19 protein-coding genes and 1 pseudogene are annotated in these 19,478 nt (G+C 72.4%); 11 read left to right on the forward strand and 9 right to left on the reverse strand.

Annotated elements, in window-relative coordinates:
* Positions 1–200: 200 nt before the first annotated feature.
* Both ACF1A1_RS29480 and ACF1A1_RS29485 read left to right on the forward strand, forming a co-directional pair.
* Positions 201–929 (forward strand): lysophospholipid acyltransferase family protein, encoded by a 729-nt coding sequence (locus ACF1A1_RS29480; protein ID WP_392004049.1) that lies wholly within the window; start codon positions 201–203, stop codon positions 927–929.
* A 110-nt stretch (positions 930–1,039) separates the two neighbouring features.
* Positions 1,040–2,092, forward strand: coding sequence for a hypothetical protein (locus tag ACF1A1_RS29485; RefSeq protein WP_392004050.1), 1,053 nt, complete (start codon positions 1,040–1,042; stop codon positions 2,090–2,092).
* A gap of 6 nt (positions 2,093–2,098) precedes the next feature.
* Here the strand turns inward: ACF1A1_RS29485 and ACF1A1_RS29490 are convergent, their stop codons facing one another.
* The 5 genes from ACF1A1_RS29490 to ACF1A1_RS29510 all read right to left on the reverse strand — a co-directional run bounded on the left by ACF1A1_RS29490 (position 2,099) and on the right by ACF1A1_RS29510 (position 7,447).
* Complete coding sequence (locus tag ACF1A1_RS29490) at positions 2,099–3,481, reverse strand: hypothetical protein (protein WP_392004051.1); 1,383 nt, start codon at positions 3,479–3,481, stop codon at positions 2,099–2,101.
* Positions 3,482–3,528: 47 nt separating this feature from the next.
* Positions 3,529–4,101 carry a transglutaminase domain-containing protein gene (locus ACF1A1_RS29495; protein WP_392004052.1) on the reverse strand — a complete coding sequence of 191 codons (573 nt, stop codon included), beginning with the start codon at positions 4,099–4,101 and terminating at the stop codon, positions 3,529–3,531.
* Positions 4,102–4,194: 93 nt separating this feature from the next.
* Positions 4,195–5,265, reverse strand: a complete 1,071-nt coding sequence (locus ACF1A1_RS29500) for a threonine aldolase family protein (RefSeq protein WP_392004053.1) — start codon at positions 5,263–5,265, stop codon at positions 4,195–4,197.
* Positions 5,262–6,008: an SDR family NAD(P)-dependent oxidoreductase gene (locus ACF1A1_RS29505; protein WP_392004163.1), complete on the reverse strand. Its 747-nt coding sequence runs from the start codon at positions 6,006–6,008 to the stop codon at positions 5,262–5,264. Before ACF1A1_RS29505 ends, ACF1A1_RS29500 begins: the two co-directional genes overlap by 4 nt.
* Positions 6,009–6,049: 41 nt before the next feature.
* Positions 6,050–7,447, reverse strand: a complete 1,398-nt coding sequence (locus tag ACF1A1_RS29510; RefSeq protein WP_392004054.1) for a DUF6421 family protein — start codon at positions 7,445–7,447, stop codon at positions 6,050–6,052.
* 297 nt (positions 7,448–7,744) lie between these two features.
* On the opposite strand from ACF1A1_RS29510, the gene ACF1A1_RS29515 reads away from it, so the two are divergent.
* On the forward strand, positions 7,745–8,395 hold the full coding sequence (locus tag ACF1A1_RS29515; RefSeq protein WP_392004055.1) for a glycerophosphodiester phosphodiesterase: 651 nt from the start codon (positions 7,745–7,747) through the stop codon (positions 8,393–8,395).
* A gap of 6 nt (positions 8,396–8,401) precedes the next feature.
* On the opposite strand, the gene ACF1A1_RS29520 is transcribed toward ACF1A1_RS29515, so the two are convergent.
* Positions 8,402–8,941 (reverse strand): GNAT family N-acetyltransferase, encoded by a 540-nt coding sequence (locus ACF1A1_RS29520; RefSeq protein WP_392004056.1) that lies wholly within the window; start codon positions 8,939–8,941, stop codon positions 8,402–8,404.
* A gap of 69 nt (positions 8,942–9,010) precedes the next feature.
* Between ACF1A1_RS29520 and ACF1A1_RS29525 the strand changes: the two genes are divergently transcribed.
* Both ACF1A1_RS29525 and ACF1A1_RS29530 read left to right on the forward strand, forming a co-directional pair.
* Positions 9,011–9,403, forward strand: coding sequence for a VOC family protein (locus ACF1A1_RS29525; protein ID WP_392004057.1), 393 nt, complete (start codon positions 9,011–9,013; stop codon positions 9,401–9,403).
* 82 nt (positions 9,404–9,485) lie between these two features.
* Positions 9,486–10,251 (forward strand): annotated as a pseudogene (locus ACF1A1_RS29530) (VOC family protein).
* 88 nt (positions 10,252–10,339) lie between these two features.
* Here the strand turns inward: ACF1A1_RS29530 and ACF1A1_RS29535 are convergent.
* Together ACF1A1_RS29535 and ACF1A1_RS29540 are read right to left on the reverse strand one after the other, a co-directional pair.
* Positions 10,340–11,011 (reverse strand): MarR family winged helix-turn-helix transcriptional regulator, encoded by a 672-nt coding sequence (locus ACF1A1_RS29535; protein WP_392004058.1) that lies wholly within the window; start codon positions 11,009–11,011, stop codon positions 10,340–10,342.
* On the reverse strand, positions 11,008–12,654 hold the full coding sequence (locus ACF1A1_RS29540) for an FUSC family protein (RefSeq protein WP_392004059.1): 1,647 nt from the start codon (positions 12,652–12,654) through the stop codon (positions 11,008–11,010). The genes ACF1A1_RS29535 and ACF1A1_RS29540 overlap by 4 nt, the downstream gene beginning before the upstream one ends.
* Before the next feature lie 196 nt (positions 12,655–12,850).
* Between ACF1A1_RS29540 and ACF1A1_RS29545 the strand changes: the two genes are divergently transcribed.
* The 5 genes from ACF1A1_RS29545 (at position 12,851) to ACF1A1_RS29565 (ending at position 16,908) form a co-directional block, all read left to right on the forward strand.
* Positions 12,851–13,396, forward strand: coding sequence for a DUF5134 domain-containing protein (locus ACF1A1_RS29545; RefSeq protein ID WP_392004060.1), 546 nt, complete (start codon positions 12,851–12,853; stop codon positions 13,394–13,396).
* A 93-nt stretch (positions 13,397–13,489) separates the two neighbouring features.
* On the forward strand, positions 13,490–14,425 hold the full coding sequence (locus tag ACF1A1_RS29550; RefSeq protein WP_392004061.1) for a M56 family metallopeptidase: 936 nt from the start codon (positions 13,490–13,492) through the stop codon (positions 14,423–14,425).
* A 67-nt stretch (positions 14,426–14,492) separates the two neighbouring features.
* Positions 14,493–15,164 (forward strand): phosphatase PAP2 family protein, encoded by a 672-nt coding sequence (locus ACF1A1_RS29555; RefSeq protein ID WP_392004062.1) that lies wholly within the window; start codon positions 14,493–14,495, stop codon positions 15,162–15,164.
* A 166-nt stretch (positions 15,165–15,330) separates the two neighbouring features.
* The gene (locus ACF1A1_RS29560; protein WP_392004063.1) at positions 15,331–16,023 is read left to right on the forward strand and encodes an HAD family hydrolase; all 693 of its coding nucleotides are present in this window, start codon (positions 15,331–15,333) and stop codon (positions 16,021–16,023) included.
* A gap of 210 nt (positions 16,024–16,233) precedes the next feature.
* Entirely contained in the window at positions 16,234–16,908 is a 675-nt protein-coding gene (locus tag ACF1A1_RS29565) for a TetR/AcrR family transcriptional regulator (protein WP_392004064.1), read from the forward strand.
* Here ACF1A1_RS29565 and ACF1A1_RS29570 read toward each other — a convergent pair.
* Positions 16,896–18,398, reverse strand: a complete 1,503-nt coding sequence (locus ACF1A1_RS29570; RefSeq protein WP_392004065.1) for an LVIVD repeat-containing protein — start codon at positions 18,396–18,398, stop codon at positions 16,896–16,898. The genes ACF1A1_RS29565 and ACF1A1_RS29570 overlap by 13 nt on opposite strands.
* Before the next feature lie 199 nt (positions 18,399–18,597).
* On the opposite strand from ACF1A1_RS29570, the gene ACF1A1_RS29575 reads away from it, so the two are divergent.
* On the forward strand, positions 18,598–19,242 hold the full coding sequence (locus ACF1A1_RS29575) for a DUF305 domain-containing protein (RefSeq protein WP_392004066.1): 645 nt from the start codon (positions 18,598–18,600) through the stop codon (positions 19,240–19,242).
* Positions 19,243–19,478 lie beyond the last annotated feature (236 nt).

Here is a 19,478-nt window from a genome sequence, read left to right on the forward strand (position 1 = left end):
TACGGGCGGAGTAAAGGTGATCTGAAGGTCCGAGGTGCATCGGAGTGACGTGACGAGGATCTCGCGGTTCGGCGGCACCAGGACTGGCTCCCCGGCCGTTCTTGGGGCACGATCTGCGAGATGCCGTAAACCTACGGCTGCGTAACTTTGCCCTCGGGATTCCCTGTCCCGGGCAGAGAGAGGAAGGGTCCGCCCCGCCCATGGCAGAGCTTGTCTACCGCCCCGTTGTCGGCCTCGCCCAGACGCTGTTCAAGGTCTGGGATCTCAAGATCGACTGCAAGGGGTCGGAGAACATCCCGCGCTCGGGCGGAGCCGTGCTGGTGAGCAACCACATCAGCTACCTCGACTTCGTCTTCAACGGCCTGGCCGCGCTCCCGCAGAAGCGTCTCGTGCGGTTCATGGCCAAGGAATCCGTCTTCCGGCACCGGATCTCCGGTCCGCTGATGCGCGGGATGAAGCACATCCCCGTGGACCGCAAGCAGGGCGAGGCGGCGTACGCGCACGCCCTGGACTCCCTGCGGTCCGGGGAGATCGTCGGGGTCTTCCCCGAGGCCACGATCTCCGAGTCGTTCACGCTGAAGAGCTTCAAGTCGGGTGCCGCCCGGCTGGCCCAGGAGGCGGGCGTCCCGCTCATCCCGATGGCCGTGTGGGGCACGCAGCGGCTGTGGACCAAGGGGCACCCGCGCAACTTCAAGCGCAGCCACACGCCGATCACCATCCGAGTCGGCGAGGCGATCGAGGCCTCCCGCGACAAGTACGCGGGCGCGATCACCCGGCAGCTGCGCGAGCGCGTCCAGGAGCTGCTGGAGGCCGCCCAGCGCGCCTACCCGGTGCGCCCCAAGGACGCGAACGACACCTGGTGGATGCCGGCCCATCTGGGCGGCACGGCACCCACGCCCGAGCAGGTCCGCCAGGCCGAGACCCGCTGACCATTCCCTCCCCCGCCCCCGCACCCCGGCGTGTCGTGACAGCCGATAGGGTCCGGCAGGAAAACGTAAGCCGGGTGTCGGCGCCCTGACGGTCGCCCACGGTCCGGCTGTTGACTGCCGAACGCGCTACGGGGGCGAGGATGCGGCGCTGGATCAAGGTGTCGGTGACGGCTGCGGCCGTACTCGGGCTGGGCGGCTGGATCGCCCAGCCGTACGTCCACCAGTGGTGGCTGCTCCGCACCGCCTGTGACGGGGTGCTGCCCGACGACGCCGTGCGCGACCTGCTCCCGGACGACTCGCGCGTCGTCGGCACCGAGTCGGGCGGGGTGAAGGCGCTCGGCGACCACGGGTGCTCGGTGAGCGTCACGAGCGACCACAGCGCCGACTGGCGGCTGCTGTCCCTGCACGCCTACACCCGGCGCGACGACCAGGACCGCGAGTTCATGTCCGCGTTCCCGGAGAGCGGGTTCGCGGCGCAGGCCGCCCTGCCCGAGGGCCTGCCCGGCTTCATCACCCGGTCCGGCGCCCTCGACTTCCTGCTGCCCTGCCCCGACCTGGGCAGGGACGCGGACGGCCGACAGCGCACGATGCTGGTGCGCGCCGGGATCAGCGACAACGCCCCCTGGCGCCAGCCCGCCTCCTACGAGGTCGCCGTCGCGTTCGTCAACTCCGCCTCGAAGCGCCTGGGATGCGGCGCGAAGCCGCTGACGGCGCCGAAGGGCGTCAGCCCGGCCCACCCCGAGGAGGACGACCGGAAGAGGGTCTCCCTGGCGGCCGCCCGCGACACCGCCTGCGGCTGGCTGGCCGGCGCGGGGCTGCCCGACCCGACGCACTGGAAGGTCGACGCCCAGCTCAACGACGCGGCGCCGACGGGCTTCTGCGACGTCACCCTCGGCGACGGGCTCGCGGACGGCGGCTCCGCGGGGATGGACTTCGTCGCCTGGTTCGGCGACTGGAGCACCCGGCTCGTCTCCGGCGACGACATCGTCCGCCCGTCCCTGACCGCGAGCGCCCGCTGCGCCGGCGAGGCCGCCCACTTCGCGCTCGACGCCGCCAAGGACGTCCCCGGCGTCGACCAGGCGAAGAAACGGGCCCTGTTGCAGGCCTTCGCCGCCGAGCAGGTGAAACGACGGGGTTGCACGGACCTCAGCATGGGCGGCTGACGCGCGTCAGATCATCAGCCAGAGCGCCCGTACGTACCGGTCGTCGATGGACTGCCGCATGACGAGGGCCCGGGACGCCGGGACCTTCCGCGCCGCCGCCCAGGCGTCCACCACCCCGAGCAGCTGGTGCCGGGCGTCCATCAGGTCGCCGCGCACCCGTCCCGAGGGGTACCGGGCGGCGATCGAGGCCATCGGCGGGCGGGTGGTCACCTGCCTGGTGTGGGCGAGGTAGACGCCCCGTGTGTGCCGGCGCACGGCCTCGTCGAAGGCGGTGATGTCCGGGATGGTGCCGTCGCGGGCGTAGCGGGCCCGGTACTTCATCAGGGCGCCGACCCGGTCGGCCATGTGCTCCAGGTCGCTGTCCACCCAGTAGGTCTCGCGGGTCTCGAACCCGTGCTCGCTGGGCTTGGGGTGGTAGTGGGGGTCGCGGCCCTGTCCGTCGAGCCGCTCCAGGTAGTAGGCGAGCCAGGCGCGCTCGGCGCTGTAGAGGATCGCGAACGCCTCGGGGTCCTTGGCGAGTTCGGCGATGAGCTGCTCCGGGTCGGCCCGGACGTCCGAGTAGGGCTGGGTGTGTTCGAAGTCGGCGTGGGCCTCGCCGGGGGCGAGGAAGCGGCCGTACCTCGTCCAGCCCTGGTCGTCGAGCCGGGTCAGCTCGGCGGGGACGGCGGGGCGGATCGCGTCGTCGTCGGAGCCGAGGTAGCGGTTCTGGTCGACGACGTACTGGGCGAGCATGCGGGCCACGCCCGGCGCCATCCCGTCGGGCAGTTCGACGTCGTCGAGGGCGGCGGCCACCGCGAAGGCGCTGCGCGCCTGGGCCGGGGTGTGCGGGTTCTCGGCTCCGGTGGCCCGGGTGGCCGCGTCCACGACCTCGCCGAGGACCTCGCCGCCGTCGCCGCACGGGTGCTCGTGCGCGAGGAGGGCGCGGACGGCGTCGAAGCGGGCGAGGTCGTCGCCCGGGTCGAGGGCGCGGGTCGCGGCCGCAGGGTTCTCGGCGAGGGCGCGCGTGGCGGCGGGGATCTCCTGGCAGGGGGTGTCGTCCCCGGAGCGGACCAGCACGATCGGCACGGCGGTGGCGGCCGCCAGGAGGGCGAGGGCGACGGCGGAGGAGAGCAGCCAGTGCTCGCGCAGGCGGGCGAGGGGCCCGGGAGACGCGGGGTCGGGCCGAGCGTCGGGCTCCCGTCCGGACGGACCGCCATCCGGCTGCCTCTCCGGCTGTCGGTCGTCGCCCTCCGGCTGCTTGTCGCCCTCCGGCTGTTCCTCCCGCTGTCGGTCGTCGCCGTCCGGCTGCCCGGTGTGCCGCCCTTGCGGGCCGGCCTCCGGGCGATCGTCCCGGCTCAGGTCCGCGTTCCCGTCCGCACCGGCCTCCCGGCCCTCTCCCCCATCGCGCATGCCGGGGAGATTAGCGACCGCGACCGGCCGCGTCGGCGGCGGGGGCCTCACAGTGTGGTGGGCAGCGTCTTCCAGAGGTACGGCCGGTCGGGGGCGGCCTTCAGCGCGCTCAGGACGGCCGGGTGCGGTGCGGCGTACAGGACGGGGTGGTCCAGCTCGCCGGCCCCGGGGTCGGGAGTGAAGGCCAGTTGCTCCCCGTCCAGGGAGAACCGGGCGTTCACGCCCGGCTTGTTGCCCCGGGGGTCCTGTCGGTGCCAGGCGCCGTTGAAGCGGACGGCGACCAGTCCGTGCACCACGTCGAACGTCTGGTAGCACAGCGCGGTCGGGATGTCCTCGGCCCGCAGCAGCGCGGCCAGCGCATGGGCCTTGGCGTAGCAGATGCCCGTCCGCTGCTCCAGCACGTCGGAGGCGCGCCAGGTGACGCGCAGGTCGCCGGAGTCCTGCGAGTGGGGGATGGTGTCGCGTACGAATTCGAAGGCCAGCTGTGCATAGGCATACGAGTCTGCCGCGTCCTTGGCCAGGCGTGCGGCGGTGTCGCGCACCCGTGGATGGTCATGGTCGATGACCTCGTCGGCGGCCAAATATGCGGACAGGTCGGGGTTCTCCTGGATCAGCTCCATGCCTGGAGAGCATAGGAATGCGATCACCCGAGAGTCAATGAGTTTTCAGGTGACCGCATATCTATGCATGACGTGGCCGGGGTGCCCCGGCCGTCAGCGCGCCATCTCCTCCTTGAACGCCGCCACGAAGGCGTCCACGTCCTCCTCGGTCGTGTCGAAGGCGCACATCCAGCGCACCACGCCGGCCGCCTCGTCCCAGAAGTAGAACCGGAACCGCTTCTGCAGCCGCTCGCTCACGTCGTGCGGGAGCCTGGCGAAGACGCCGTTGGCCTGTACCGGGTGGAGGATCTCGACGCCGTGCACGGCCCGCACGCCCTCGGCCAGCCGCTGGGCCATCTCGTTGGCGTGGCGGGCGTTGCGCAGCCACAGGTCCTTGGCGAGCAGGGCCTCCAACTGCACCGACACGAAACGCATCTTCGAGGCCAGCTGCATGGACAGCTTGCGCAGGTGCTTCATGCGGCGGACGGCGTCCTGGTTGATGACCACGACGGCCTCGCCGAACATCGCCCCGTTCTTCGTCCCGCCCAGGGAGAGGATGTCGACGCCGACCGCGTTGGTGAACGTCCGCATCGGCACGTCCAGCGAGGCGGCCGCGTTGGCTATCCGGGAGCCGTCGAGGTGCACCTTCATGCCGTGCGCGTGGGCGTGCTCGCAGATCGCGCGGATCTCGTCGGGCGTGTACAGCGTGCCCAGCTCCGTGCTCTGGGTGATCGAGACGACCTGCGGCATCGCACGGTGCTCGTCCTCCCAGCCGTACGCCTGCCGGTCGATCAGCTCGGGGGTGAGCTTGCCGTCGGGGGTGGGGACGGTGAGCAGCTTCAGGCCGCCCATGCGCTCGGGCGCGCCGCCCTCGTCGACGTTGATGTGGGCGCTCTCGGCGCAGATCACCGCGCCCCAGCGGTCGGTGACCGCCTGGAGCGCGACGACGTTGGCGCCGGTGCCGTTGAAGACCGGGAAGGCCTCCGCCGTGGGCCCGAAGTGGCTGCGGACGATCCGCTGGAGGTTCTCGGTGTAGACGTCCTCGCCGTACGCGACCTGGTGGCCGCCGTTGGCCAGGGCCAGGGCGGCCAGCACCTCCGGGTGGACCCCGGCGTAGTTGTCGCTGGCGAAACCCCGGACCTGCGGGTCGTGGTGGCGACGAGCGTCGGTCTTGGGTGGGTTCACGGCTTCTCGGTGAGCCACAGACGGTGTCCGTTCACTTCGGCGGCGGACTTCTCCCAGACGCCGACGATGGCCTCGGCGAGGTCCTTGACATCGGTGAAGCCCGCGAACTTCGCGTTGGGGCGCTCGGCGCGCATGGCCTCGTGCACCAGTGCCTTCACCACCAGGATCGCAGCCGCCGACGTCGGCCCCTCGGCGCCCCCGGCCTTGCGGAAGTAGTCGGCCATGGCCAGCGTCCACGCCTCGGCGGCGGCCTTGGCCGCGGCGTAGGCCGCGTTGCCCGCGGTGGGCCTGCTGGCGCCCGCGGCGCTGATCAGGAGGTAGCGGCCGCGGTCGCTGCGCTGGAGCGCCTCGTGGAAGGCGAGGGAGGTGTGCTGCACGGTGCGGACGAGGAGCATCTCCAGGAAGTCCCAGTCGTCGAGGCTCGTCCTGGTGAAGGTCTCGCTGCCGCGCCAGCCACCCACGAGGTGGACCAGCCCGTCGACGCGGCCGAAGTCCTTCTCGATGCGGTTGGCCCAGTCCCGGGTGGCCTGGAGGTCGAGCAGGTCGACCGTGTCACCGGTGACCGTCGCGCCGCCGTGCGCGTAGCTCGCCGCGTCCACGGCCTCCGACAGCCGCTCCGGGTCGTTGTCCGAGCCGACGACGGTCGCCCCCGCCTCGGCGAGCCGGAGCAGTGCCGCCCGGCCGGCGGGTCCGCCCGCGCCGGCCACCGCGATCACCGCACCGCTGAGAGCCCCGTTCCCCATGGTCTTCGCCTCCTGAGCCGTGTTCTCGGTACGGCGGTCGCTCATGCGGCGATCCGCTCGGCGCCGTCCGCCGTGATGCCCTTGGTGGAGGCGATCACGTTCTTCAGCTTCTTGGCCAGTGCCTCATAGAACATGCTCAGCGGAAACTCGTCGGGAAGCACGTCGTCGACGAGCTTGCGCGGCGGCTGGGTCAGGTCCAGGGCGTCGGGGCCCTTGGCCCACCTGGAGCCCGGGTGCGGAGGGAGGTAGGTCGAGACCAGCTCGTACCCGGCGAACCAGTGGACGAGCTTCGGGCGGTCGATGCCGTCGCGGTAGAGCTTCTCGATCTCGGCGCACAGCTCGTTGGTGACCTGCGGGGCGCGCTGCCAGTCGATGAACAGCTTGTTGTCGGTCCAGCGGACGACGTCGTGCCGGTGCAGGTAGGCGAAGAGGAGCTGGCCGCCGAGGCCGTCGTAGTTGCGCACGCGCTCGCCGGTCACGGGGAAGCGGAACATGCGGTCGAACAGCACCGCGTACTGCACGTCACGGGCCTGCGGGACGCCGTCGGCCTCCAGCTTGACGGCCTCCTTGAAGGCGGTGAGGTCGCAGCGCAGCTCCTCCAGGCCGTACATCCAGAACGGCTGGCGCTGCTTGATCATGAACGGGTCGAAGGGCAGGTCGCCGTGGCTGTGGGTGCGGTCGTGGACCATGTCCCACAGGACGAAGGCCTCCTCGCAGCGCTTCTGGTCGTGGACCATCGCGGCGATGTCCTCGGGCAGCTCCAGCCCCAGGATGTCGACGGCGGCGGCGGTGACGCGCCGGAAGCGGGCGGCCTCGCGGTCGCAGAAGATGCCGCCCCAGGAGAAGCGCTCCGGCGCCTCGCGGACGGCGATGGTCTCCGGGAAGAGCACGGCCGAGTTGGTGTCGTAGCCGGCCGTGAAGTCCTCGAACGTGATGCCGCAGAACAGCGGGTTGTCGTAGCGGGTGCGCTCCAGCTCGGCCAGCCAGTCGGGCCAGACCATGCGCAGCACGACCGCCTCGAGGTTGCGGTCCGGGTTGCCGTTCTGCGTGTACATCGGGAAGACGACCAGGTGCTGGAGGCCGTCCGCGCGGTGGGCGGCGGGCTGGAAGGCCAGCAGCGAGTCGAGGAAGTCCGGCACCTGGAAGCCGCCCTCGGCCCAGCGGCGCAGGTCCTCGGCCAGGGCCCGGTGGTAGTCCGCGTCGTGCGGGAGCAGCGGGGAGAGTTCCTCGACCGCCTCGATCACGCGCCGCACGGCCTGCTCGGCGTCGGCGGGGTCCGGGGCACCGTCGGCCGCGAAGTCGATCGACCCGTCCTTCGACTGCCAGGGGCGGATCCGCTCCACGGCATCCTTGAGCACGGGCCACGCCGGGTGCTCCACCACCCTGGACGCGGGAGGAACCTGTTCCTCCATACCCACCTGCACAAGAATTTCCGTCATGTCCCATCCTCCACAAGAGAACCTCTCGTAGGGACACCGTATGCATACGGGGTTTCCTCCAGCAAGAGGATCATCGGGAAATAATCCTGCACACCCCCCATGGTCACCGAGGTTTTTCCTGTGTGCTACCGGATACGCGACGACTTTCGCTATGGGGTCGTGGGTAGGGGAACTCGTGGTGCACGCACATGTCCATGTGGGCCCGGGGCCACTAGGCTGCGGGCTCTTCCTGCGCCGCCGTCGACGGAAGCGAGTCGAGTCTTGAAGAACCTTCTCACCATCGGTCACCGCGGAGTCATGGGTGTCGAACCCGAGAACACCCTCCGGTCGTTCGTCGCCGCCGAGCACGCCGGCCTCGACGTCGTCGAACTCGATCTGCACCTGAGCAAGGACGGCGCGCTCGTGGTCATGCACGACGCCGACGTGGACCGTACGACCGACGGGAGCGGGCCGATCGCGGACCACACGCTCGCCGAGCTGCGCGCCCTCGACGCGGGGCGAGGGGAGCGGGTGCCGGTCTTCGAGGAGGTCCTGGAGGCCGTGTCCGTGCCGCTCCAGGCCGAGATCAAGGACGTGCAGGCGGCGCGGGCGCTCGCGGCGGTGATGCACGAGCGGGAGCTCGTGGAGCGGGTCGAGGTGTCCTCGTTCCACGACGAGGCCGTCGCCGAGATCGCCCGGCTGGTGCCGGGCGTGCGCACGGCACTCATCGGCAGCCGCTACGGCCTCGACATCGTGGAGCGGGCCGTGGCCGTCGGCGCCGCGACCGTGTGCCTGAACATCCGGCGGCTGACCCTGGAGATCGTCGAGCACGCCCGCGAGCACGACCTGCGGATCATCGGCTGGGTGGTCAACACGCCGGACCACCTGCGGCTGGTGCGTGCCCTGGAGCTGGACGGCGCGACCACCGACCATCCGGAGATCAAGCGCACCGGCCGCTTCACGGCGTGAGCGGTCCTAGACGAGGGGCTTGACCAGCAGTTCGAACCGGAGGTCGTCGCGCTGGGGGATGCCGAAGCGCTCGTCGCCGTACGGGAAGGGGGTCATCCGTCCCGTACGGCGGTAGCCGCGGCGCTCGTACCAGGCGATGAGGTCGTCGCGCACCGAGATCACCGTCATGTGCATCTCGGTGGCGCCCCAGCCCTCCCGGGCCCGGCGCTCGGCCTCCGCCAGGACCGTCCGGCCGAGGCCGCCGCCCTGTGCCGTGGGGTCGACCGCGAACATGCCGAAGTAGGCGTGGTCACCGCGGTGTTCGAGCTGGCAGCAGGCGACGATCCGGCCGTCCCGCTCCGCGGTGATCAGCCGTGCGGCGGGCGCCCTGATGACGTCGAGGACGCCCTCGGGGTCGGTCCGCTGCCCCCGCAGGATGTCCGCCTCCGTGGTCCATCCGGCCCGGCTGGACTCCCCGCGGTAGGCCGACTCGATGAGCGCGACGAGCGTGTCCACGTCGTCCTCGGTGGCGTCACGGAAGCTGAGGTCGGTGGCGATGGCGTCCATACGGGGCTCTCCGGTCTGCGGCGCGGCTGGGACATCGCAGAGCCTAACCCTGCCCTAGGCTCCGCTTGCATGGTGCATGTACTCAGCAGCAGGACCCTGCTCCGCCCCACCGACCCCGAGCGCTCCCGCGCCTTCTACGGTGAGCAACTCGGCCTGGCCGTCTACCGCGAGTTCGGTACGGGACCGGAGCGGGGCACCGTCTACTTCCTCGGCGGCGGCTTCCTGGAGCTCTCGGGGCGCGCGGAGGCCCCGGCGGAGCCCGCCGTACGGCTGTGGGCGCAGGTCCCCGACGTGACGGCGGCCCACGAGGAGCTGCGGGCGAAGGGCGTCGAGATCGTCCGGCCGCCGGTGAAGGAGCCGTGGGGCCTGCTCGAGATGTGGATCGCGGACCCGGACGGGACCCCGATCGTGCTGGTGGAGGTGCCGGCGGACCATCCGCTGCGGTACCGGCCGGGGATCTGAGGCCTTGTCGCTGCCAGCGGATGCCGGGGCACGGGCCCGGGCTTAGCGTGCTGGAGGGGGTGCCCCCTTCGGAAGGAACGCCATGAAGCTCGACGCGCCCGTGCCCGGCGGTCCCTGCTGGGCCGAGCTGGGCACCAGCGACCTGGCGGCGGCCCAGCGGTTCTACACGGAACTGTTCGGCTGGCGGTGCGAGACGGATCCGCGGCAGGAGGCGGGCGGCTACACCGTCGCCCACCTCGGTGACGCGGCGGTCGCCGCGCTCAGCCCCCTGTACCAGGAGGGGCAGCCCGTCGCCTGGAACGTGTCGTTCGCGGTCTCGGACGCCGACGTCACCGCGCGGATGATCGACGAGGCCGGGGGCAGGGTGCTGGTCGGGCCGATGGACGTGTTCGACATCGGCCGTTTCGTGGTCGCCGTCGATCCGGGCGGCGCCGCCTTCCAGTTGTGGCAGGCGCGGACCTTTCCGGGCGCCGGGCTGTTCAACGCGCCCGGCTCGCTGGGCTGGGTGGAGCTGATGTCCCGCGAGCCCGGGCGGGCGGAGGCCTTCTACACGACGGTGTTCGGCTGGACCGTGAACTACCTTGGAGCGCTACACGCAGTGGGGCGTCGGCGGCGCCGACTTCGGCGGCATGGTCACGATGGGCGACAAGTTCCCCCACGAGGTGCCGCCGCACTGGCTGCCGTACTTCGCGGTGGCCGACGTCGACGACTCCGCGGCGACGGCGCTCCGGGCGGGCGGCACGGCGCTCATGGAACCGACTTCGGTGCCGGAGGGTCCCCGGATCGCGGTCCTGCGGGACCCGCAGGGCGCGGTGTTCGGGGTGTACCGGCCGGGCGACGAGAGGTAGCCGCCGCGCCCGGCGACGGGAAGTGGCCCCCGCGGCCGGCGGCGAGGAGTGGCCCGCGGCGGCCTACGGAGAGGCGGGCGGGGGCGCGTCAGACCCGCAGCCCCCGCATGTGTCCTTCCAGACGGCTCAGCAACTCGCCCAGCAGCCCGGCGAGCTGTCCCTGCCGGTCGGCGTCCAGGGCGGACAGCACGGCGCTCTCGTAGGCGAGTTGCTCGGGCAGGATGCCGTCGACCACGTCACGGCCGGCGTCGGTGAGGCGGACGTGGGCGACGCGGCGGTCGCGGGTGTCGCCGCGACGTTCCACGAGGCCGCGTTCGGTGAGTTGCTTGAGGCGTTTGGTGACGGCGGCGCCCGAGGAGAAGGTCTCACGGGCCAGGTCGCCCGGGGTCAGCTCGTGGCCGGTGCGCCGCAGCGCGCCGAGCAGGTCGAACTCGGGGCGGCTCAGGCCCGCGCGGCGCAGGGGGGCGTCCTCGGCCTGCTGGAGGAGGGCGGCGCAGCGGTTGACGCGGCCGATGATCTCCATGGGGGCGGTGTCGAGGTCGGGGTGGACGGTCCGCCACTGCCCCACGACCGCGGCGACGGTGTCGCCCCGGGTCGCCTCCCCGGGAGCACGGCGTCGGGGGGTGCCGTCTCCGGGAGTTCCCCCCTCGACGGCCGATTCCCCGGGGGCTCCGTCTCCGGGGACTCCGTCTCCGGGAGCTCCGGATCGCTCCCGCGTTCCACCGTCCCCGCCGACAGGCCATCCCTGCGTCGCCGTCATGGCCGTACGCCCTCCGTTCTCGCGCTGGTGTCCCGGGCCGGGAGGAGTCCCTGGCGCCGTACCGTCGCGGCGAGCGTACGGTGTCCGGACTGTTCGGCCGCGACGACCCGCTCCTCGGGCAGTGCCCGCTGCCACCACTCGCCGGACGCGGCGTCGGCGGTGGCGCGCAGGTCGGCCAGGGCGGCGGCGAGGCCACGGCGGGCGCTCTCCAGGGCGCCGGGGGCCGGGCTCGGCTCCGTCAGGAGGCGGGCGGCGTGCTCGCGGGCCCGTTCGACGGCCGTCAGGGCGTGTCCGAGGCGGTCGCCGGCCCGGCGGTTGGTGACGGCGACGGCGGCGGCGAAGCCGACCAGGGCACCGACGAACGTGTCCACGACCCGCTCCCTGATCAACTCCCCCGGGTCCTGGAAGCGGGTGAACTCGGTGATGAGCAGGGCCATCGGGGTCACACAGACGCTGCCGAGCCAGTAGTTGCGGCTGATCAGCGCCTCCGCGCCGAAGTTGAGGGCGAGGCAGACGAGGACCAGGGCCGCCTGATGGAGGTGGGCGAGCGGGACGATCGCGGCGAAGGCGAGGACGCCGACGAGGTTGCCGACGACCCGCTGGACGCCGCGGCTCCAGGTGAGGGTGACGTTCGCCTGGTAGAGGGAGGCGGCGGTGACCAGGGCCCAGTAGGGGCGGCCGATGCCGAGCGCGAGGGAGGCCTGTCCGGCGAGGGCGCAGCCCAGGGCGGTGCGCACGGCGAGCGGGGTGAGCGGGCCGAGCCGACGCCACAGCGGCGGCTGTCCGGCGGCACGCTCGACGTCGACGCCGAGAAGCTCGTCGTCGTCCCGGAGGCCGTCGGGGCGCGGGAGCGTTCCCGTGCCGCGCAGGTCGCGGGCCCAGGTGCGCAGGCGGGCCGGGTCCGTGTCGGCGGGCGCGGCGAGGGCCACCTCCGCGCGGACCACGAGCCGTTCCAGGGCGCGGCTCGTGTCTCCGTCACGGGCCGACAGCAGGGTCTGCCAGGCGGCGTGCACGGCGGCGGCCGCGGCGGCACGGGTGCGGGCGTGACCGTCGCCGGTGCCGCGCGTGGCGGCGTACGCGGCGGCCGCGTCGAGGGCCCGGGCGGTGGCCCGGCGCTCCGGGCCGTGCGGGCGCAGCAGACCCGGTGCCATCCCGACGATCCAGGACCAGGCGCCCGCGGCGAGGGCCAGGCCCAGATGGCCGGGGACCTGCCCCAGGGTCTGCGGCGCGAACAGGGAGGCGGAGCTGATGAAGGTGAGGACGACGTTGCCGGGCGGGCCGACGCGGGTCGCGTCGCAGAGCACCTTCTGCGCGGCGGCGAGCAGGGCGCCGACGGTGACGAGGACGACGGCGTTCGCCGTGAGCGAGGCGGCGAGCAGGGCGACGGCCAGCCCGCCGGTCATGCCGAGCACCACCCGGGCCAGGGCGCGGGCCCGGGCGGCGTAGGGGCGGTTGTGGGCGTACAGCGCGCACAGGGACCCGGCCATCGTGTACATCGCCAGGTCGAGGCGGCCGAGCGCGAGCAGGGTCAGGTTCGGCGGGGCGACCGCGGCGACCACGCTCAGAGCCGGCTTGAACCAGATGTCGGAGGGGCGGCCGAGGCGCAGCACGCCGGCGAGCGGGAATCGGGTCGCACTACTCATAGGCGTCAATTTAGCATGTGTTTTACTTGTAAAACACTTTCTCCGGTCCTCCTGCGGTCCAGGTCACTCCACCCCCGCAGTCCCGTCACCCGCTGTGCTCCACCGAACGCTCCCCGTGTACACCCTTGCGCTCGCGTGCGCTCCGCCTGTCCCGGGCATCGGATTCCTCGACCGACCGTCGAGCGGGGAGGTGCCCGTGCACGGACCGGCTTCGACCGGCTGGCTGCTGGTCGCGCTGTGTGCGGCGACCGGCGCCTACTGCCTGCTGCGGATGCGCAGCGCGGACGAGGAGCGGCGCCGGGCCGCGGGCGGCGAGGCGCTCATGGGTTTCGGCATGGCGGTGATGGCCGTGCCCGCGGCGGCGTTCTCCCCGCCGGGATGGGCCTGGGCGGCGTACGCGGTGGTCTTCGGCACGGCCGCGCTGCGGGCCCTGTGGGCGGCCCGCGCGAGCGCTCACCATCTGCACCATCTGGTGGGGGCGTCGGCCATGGTCTACATGGCGGTCGTGATGGCCGCCTCCCCCGGCGCGGGGCACGCCCACGGGGGGTCCGGGGTGCCGCTGCTGACGGGCGTGCTGCTGCTGTACTTCGCGGGGTACGTCCTCGCGTCCGGCGTCCGGCTGCTGCCGGCGGGCGCGACGGCGGCGGGGAGCGCCGTGGCATGGAGCGACCGGCCCGAACTGGCGCGGGCGTGCCGGTTGTCGATGGGGATCGGGATGCTCGCGATGCTGTTGACGATGTGATGCCCGTGCCGCCCGGCCGCCGGTCGTGGTCTGCGTCACTTTGCCGCGATGTGCCGTACCCCTGAGCGGTTCGCCGCTCATAGGGTGCTGCCCATGATGGTCCCCGCGGTCCTGCTCCTGCTCGGTGCCCTGACCGCCGTCGTCGGCCCCCGGCTGCTCGCCAGGGCCGACTGGCCGGATCGTGAACCGGTGGTCGCGCTGTGGGCGTGGCAGTGCGTGGTGGCGGCGGTGCTGCTGTGCTGCGCGCTGTCGATGACGCTCAGCGCTGCGGCGGCCTGGCAGGCGGTGCGCGGACACGTCTTCGCGCCGGCCCCGCGCGCGGTCGTGGAGGCCTATGCGCTGAGTGCGACGGGCCCTTGGGCGGCGGCGACCGCGGTGGCGCTCGCGGGCGCCGGGCTGTGGAGCGGGGCGATGCTGGTGCGGGAGATCACCTCGGCCCGGACCCGCGGCCGGCACCGGCGGGCCGAACTGCGGTCGCGTGCCCCGCTGTTGCCGGGCGAGGAACCCGCTGCCGAACCGCTCGTGGTGCTGGAGGGCGAGCGGCCCGATGCCTGGTGGCTGCCGGGCGGGGCGCCCCGACTGGTGGTCACCACCGCCGCGTTGCGGCGACTGAAGGGACGTCAGCTGGACGCCGTCCTCGCGCACGAGCAGGGGCACGCCCGGGCCCGGCACGACTGGCTGCTGCACTGCTCGGCCGCGCTGGCCAACGGGTTCCCGCAGGTACCGGTGTTCGCCGCGTTCCGCGACGAGATGCACCGGCTGGTCGAGCTCGCCGCCGACGACATGGCCTCCCGCCGCTTCGGCCGGCTGACGACCGCGCTCGCGCTGGTGGAACTGAACGAGGACCGGGGCGTGTTCGGCCCCTCCCCCACGCCCCAGGCGCACGTCCCGCAGCGCGTGCACCGGCTGCTCACGCCCCCGGACCGGCTCACCGCGGCCCGCAGACTCCGGCTGACGGCCGCGGCCGCGCTGGTGCCGGGGATCCCGGTGCTGGTGACGCTGGTGCCGGGCCTGCGGGCGCTCGGCTGAGCCAACCCGGGGCCGGAAGCAGCCCCCGGGTTGGCTTCGGGCACCGCAGTTCGGCAAGGATCACACCATGCACACCCCGTCCGTCGACTCCCCGCCCGCCCCTGCGCCCTACCGCACGGCCGTCCGCACCGGCCTCGTACTGGGACTGTGCTCCCTCCTGCTCCTGGTCCTGGTGTGGGCCGGGTGGCACCCCCTGACCTCCGCCGACGGCGACGTCTCCCGCACGGCCCACCGCTGGGCCGTCGCCGACCCCGACGTCACGCACGCCTGCCGCATCCTCACCGACTGGGTCTGGGATCCCCTGACGATGCGCCTGCTGTGCGCGGCGGTCGCCGCATGGCTGGTGTGGCGGCGCTCGGCGTGGTGGACGGCGGTGTGGCTGGTCACCGCCTCGGCCGTGGGCACCGTCCTCCAGCAGGGCCTCAAGGCCGCGGTCGGCCGCGAACGCCCCGTGTGGCCCGACCCCGTCGACTCCGCCCACTACGCGTCCTACCCCTCCGGCCACGCCCTCACGGCCACGGTGGTCCTCGGCCTCCTCCTGTGGCTCCTGCGCCGCCACGGAGCCGGCCCCGCCGTGTGGCGTACGGCGGTCGCGGTGGCCGCCGTCTCCGTGGTGGGCGTGGGCCTGACCCGGGTGTGGCTGGGCGTCCACTGGCCCTCGGACGTCCTCGGCGGCTGGCTGATGGGGACGACGGTGGTGGCGCTGGCGATCGCGGCCCACCTGCGGTGGCGGCCGTGAGCCTGCCGGTACGGCGGTCCCGCCATGCCGAGCCGACCGCCGGCCCCGTTCCGGTGACTGCCGCTCCCAGCCCCCGCTTCGGCCCTGAACGGGCCGGGCACGCCCGCGCCCGCCCGGGAGGCGCCGGCTCGGCCCGGCGCCGCTCGAGGTCCCTAGGATCAACCGCATGACCGCCGCCGTGCTGTTCGACTTCTCCGGGACCCTCTTCCGCATCGAGTCCGCCGAGTCCTGGCTGCGGGCCGTGCTCGACGCGGCGGGCGTCGAACTGTCCGAGGCGGAGCTGGGCGCGACGGCACGGGCGCTCGAGACCGCCGGCGCGCTGCCCGGCGGGGCGGCTCCGCTGCGGGTGCCCGAGGAGGTGGCCGACCTGTGGCGGGTGCGCGACCAGAGCGCCGAGCTGCACCGCGCCGCGTACACCGGGCTCTCCCGTCGGGTGCCGCTGCCCGATCCGGCCCTGCACGACGCGCTCTACGAGCGGCACATGACGCCGGCCGCCTGGGCCCCGTACCCGGACGTTCTCCATGTGCTGAGCGCGCTGCGCGAGCGCGGGGTGCGCGTGGGCGTGGTGAGCAACATCGGCTGGGATCTGCGGCCGGTGTTCCGTGAGCACGGCCTCGACCCGTTCGTCGGCGCGTACGCGCTGTCGTACGAGCACGGCGTGCAGAAGCCGCACCCGCGGCTGTTCGAGACGGCGTGCGAGGCGCTCGGGGTGGACCCGCGGACGACGCTGATGGTGGGCGACGACCGGAGGGCGGACGGCGGGGCGGCGGCGCTGGGCTGCGGGGTGCACTTCGTGGACCACCTGCCGGCGGCCGAACGGCCGGACGGGCTGCGGCCGGTGCTGGACCTGGTCGGCTGAGCCCGGCCCACCGGAACCGCGATCGGCACAGAACCGGAAGTGAAACGGTCGGAAAGGAGCCTCAGGCCACCATCGGGGAAAAAGCACGCCCACTCTGGACGATCCCCCGCGTCGCCCAGAGCAGGCGGCCGCCCGGCGCGCTCCAAGCGGAGCCGGCCGGGATGCGCTGAGTATAGTTGGCTGGCAGCCAGTCAACGCAGGAGTTACAGCATGTCCCCGCGCAGCGCCTCGGTCAATGAAGAATTGCGGCGGCGTTCCCGGGAGCGACTCCTGCAGGCCGCGGTCGAGTTGGTGAGCGAGCGCGGGTACGAGGCGACGACGCTCGGCGACATCGCGGACCGGGCGGGCTCGGCACGCGGTCTGGTGTCGTACTACTTCCCCGGCAAGCGCCAGTTGGTGCAGTCGGCCGTGCACCGGCTGATGCACCGCACGCTGGAGGAGGCGCTGGAGCGGGAGCCGCGCACCGAGGACGGCCGGGAGCGCATGGCGCGGGCCATCGACGCGATCCTGGGCCTGGCGCGGGACCGGACGGTGCTGATGCGCCAGCACATGGCGGGGCTGCTCCAGGGGGAGGGCTTCGTGCAGTGTCCGGAGCAGCGGCGGCTGGCGGAGCTGCTGCGGGACACGGTGGCCCGGCACGGCTCGCGGGACGTCGACACCGACTATCCCGTGCTGCGCGCCCTGCTCATGGGGTCCGTCTACGCGATGGTGCTGCCCAACGCGGGGATGCCGTTGCCTCTGGTGCGCGCCGAGTTGTTCACGCGCTACCGGCTCGACTGGGAGCTGGGGGTCCCGCCGGACGCCGAGGCGCCCGGCGGGAGTGGCGACACGGACCTGTCGCGGTTCTTCGCGACGGGAGTGCCGGCCGCCGATCAGTCGAAGTAGTCCGGCTGCGTCTGGACGTTCAGCTCGGGCAGCCGCACGTACTTGGCCGGATCCGTGCGCCGGTCGTTGAGCTTCAGCACGTCCAGGCCCTTGGCGATGTCGTTCGAGTAGATGTAGCCGTTGTAGTAGTACGCCGACCAGGAGCCGGCGGTGGTCAGCCGCTCGGTGGTCACCGGGCCGCGCTCGAAGTAGGCGATCTCCTTCGGGCGGGCGGAGTCGGTGAAGTCCCAGACGGAGACACCGCCCTGGTACCAGGCCTGGACCATGAGGTCCTTGCCCTTGACCGGGATCAGCGAGCCGTTGTGGGCCACGCAGACCTCGGTGGGCGCCTGGTGACGGTCGATCTTGAAGTAGCTGCGGAAGACCAGCTTGCGGTGGTCGCCCTTGCCGACGATGTCGTAGATGCCGTCGGCGCCCCGGTTCGGACCGGTCTCGGCGTTGCAGGTGGCCGCGCCGCCGCCGCCCAGCTCGTCGGTGAAGACGACCTTGTCGGCCTTCAGGTTGAAGGTCGCCGAGTGCCAGAACGCGAAGTTCACGTTGTCCTGGACCTGGTCGATGATCTTCGGGTTCTCCGGGTCCTTGATCGAGAACAGGATGCCGTCGCCCATGCAGGCGCCGGCCGCCAGGTCCTTCTCCGGGAGTACCGTGATGTCGTGGCAGCCGGTCGTCTTGGACACGCCCGGGTTGGTGGGCCCGCCCGGGTTGCCGCCGCCGTCCGGTCCCTCACCGGGGAAGAGGACGGGGAAGTTGACGATCGCGGCCTTCTCGGGGGACTTGCGCGGCACCTTGATGACCGAGATGCCGTCGTGCGGGGGCTGGCAGTCGGGGTAGGCGGCGTTGGGCGAGTACGAGGAGACGTACACGTAGACGTTCCGGCGCTCGGGCACCAGCGTGTGGGTGTGCGAGCCGCAGGCGGTCTCGACGGCGGCGACGTACTTCGGGTTCCTCTTGTCGCTGATGTCGAAGATCTTCATGCCCTCCCAGGAGGACTTCTCGGTCGCGGGCTGCGTGGTGCTGTTGCAACTGGAGTCGCTGCGCGAGGAGTCGGTGGAGAGGAAGAGCAGGTCGCCGGAGACGGAGATGTCGTTCTGCGATCCCGGGCAGAGCACCTCGGCGACGGACTTCGGCGCCTTCGGGTCGCGGATGTCGAAGATGCGGAAGCCGTCGTAGTTGCCGGCGAAGGCGTACTTGCCCTGGAAGGCCAGGTCCGAGTTGGTGCCGGTGAGCGCGTTCTTGGGGACGTTGACGAGGTGTTCGATGTTGGCGGAGTGGACGATCTCGTCCTGTCCGGGAATCTCCCCCTCGGCGATCGCGTCGGCCACCTCGGCCTGCACGCCTTGGGACACCTCTCGCTCGACGGCCGGGCCGTCCCCCGGGTCGGGGGTCGCGGCCGCTGGGACCGCCGTGAGCAGCGCGGCCAGGAGCCCGGCACAGGCCGAGGCAACTCCCAGCCGTCTGTGCCGCGTTCGAGGATCGTTCAACAGGGTCACTGCGTCCTCCCTAGTTACCGTTCGCGGGGAACGGTTCACGGTCCTCCGAAGTATCGTCTTCATCATGCACAGATCAACAGACGGCAACGCACTCGTAATGAATGTTTTTGATCAGCCGGGCGAAAACTCGTGCTAGGACGGTCCCAGGTGCTTGTCAGGTCCTCACAGGTCGTCAACCCGGCTACGCCAGGAGGTCGTTGTGCTCGTCCGCCGCGCTCCCCTCGTCACCGCCTCACTGCTGGCGCTCGTCCTCGGGGGCTGTGACTCCGGGTCGGACACCAGGTCGGGGGCGAAGAGCGGGCCCTCGGTGATCGCACCGGGGATGCCGGGCGAGGAGAACCGGACGCTGTCCCCCGAGGACGCGGCCGAGCATCGCGCCGAGGACGACACGCCGAACTCGGCGGACGTCTCCTTCACCCGCATGATGATCGAGCACCACGCCCAGGCCCTGGAGATGACCCGACTCGCCCCAAAGCAGGCCGAGTCGGCCGGGGTCAAGGCCCTCGCCGCGCGGATCGCCGCCGCCCAGGGGCCGGAGATCGAGGCCATGAAGAGTTGGCTGACGACGCACGACAAGGACGGCGAGAGCGCGGCGAGCGGCGGACACGATCACGCCTCGATGCCCGGGATGGCCACCGAGGCGCAGATGAAGCAGTTGCGGGCGGCACGCGGGAAGGCCTTCGACAAGCTGTTCCTCACCCTGATGATCACCCATCACGAGGGCGCCCTCACCATGGCCGCGGACGTCAAGGCGCAGGGGAACAACATCCGCGTCGAGGAGATGGCGGACGACGTGGTGGCCGAGCAGACGACGGAGATCACCCGGATGCGGGACATGCTGTGACCGTCCGGCTGTGACCGTCCCCGAGGGTTGCCGGTCGCGCACAGCACCGCGAGAACGGGCCGACGCCCTCCTCCCGGGCGGAGCGACACTCGCGGCGGCGCGGTGGGGTGGGCGGCGCGGTGCGCTGGGCGGCACGGCGGGCTGGGCGGCACGGCGGGCTGGGCGGCACGGCGGGCTGGGCGGCACGGCGGGCTGGGCGGCACGGCGGGCTGGGCGGCACGGCGCGCTCCGTCTCC

Source organism: Streptomyces sp. NPDC014995 (assembly GCF_043080745.1).
In the GTDB taxonomy this organism is placed as follows: Bacteria; Actinomycetota; Actinomycetes; order Streptomycetales; family Streptomycetaceae; genus Streptomyces.